The following is an 888-nucleotide window of genomic DNA, read 5'->3' as shown; positions in this document are numbered from 1 at the left end:
CTGTTTAAAGATGAGAACTCCTGTTAAGCCAGATGGTGTCTAAGCCGCTGGATTGCCAGGAGTTCTCGTATGTCATCTTCTCACTTTGCTTTGTTCATTGACGAATTCGCTCCGCTGGGCGCGGTTCAGGTTGATCCGGGCAAGGTCCTTGCGGCTCTGTGTGAATTGCCGGATCCTCGGAAGAAACGCGGGGTCAGGCACCGTTTCCCGCACTTGCTGGTGATCATGGTCTGTTCAATATTGGCGGGGGCAACGACGCTAGTGGAGATGGCTGAATGGGCCGCTGACACGGCGCGGGACCAGCTGGCTATCTTGGGTATCGGCTCCCCACACGCCACCACTTTGGGGAGGGTATTCGAACGACTTGATGCTGACATGCTGGACCGCTTGGCCGGGGCATGGGCGCAGGGGGCAACGCCCCTGGTCGCGGTCGCTCTCGATGGCAAGGAAGTACGTGGTGCCAAGAATGGCGGCGGTACGCGGGTACATCTGATGGCGGCTATTGATCATGGAACCGGTGCCGTGTTGGGGCAGGTATCGGTGGCCGAGAAATCGAACGAGATCCCCTATTTTTCAACACTATTGGACGGAATCACGGACCTTACCGGTGTGGTCGTATCGGCGGATGCACTCCATACCCAGCGTAAGCATGCCGAGTATCTTCATGGCCGGGGCGCCTTCTATGTGCTCACGGTGAAGGGAAACCAGCCTGGTCTGCACAAGCAATGCGCGGACCTGCCGTGGAAACGAGTCAGGGCAGGGAACAAGACCGTGGAGACCGCCAACGGCCGGGACATTGAGCGGACCGTGAAGTGCGTGAGTATTGCTGAGGGCATCAACTTTCCCCGCGCAGCCCAAGCCGCTCAGATCACCCGAAAGTCACGGCCA

1 protein-coding gene is annotated in these 888 nt (G+C 58.7%); it reads left to right on the top strand.

What is annotated here, in order from left to right; all coding sequences use genetic code 11:
* Window positions 1-69 precede the first annotated feature (69 nt).
* On the top strand, window positions 70-888 hold an 819-nt coding region (locus AAGW05_RS18500; RefSeq protein WP_411806026.1), incomplete at its 3' end, for an ISAs1 family transposase.

The organism is Arthrobacter sp. LAPM80 (assembly GCF_046736435.1).
Lineage (GTDB): Bacteria > Actinomycetota > Actinomycetes > Actinomycetales > Micrococcaceae > Specibacter.
This window is presented reverse-complemented; position numbering and strand designations above follow the sequence as displayed.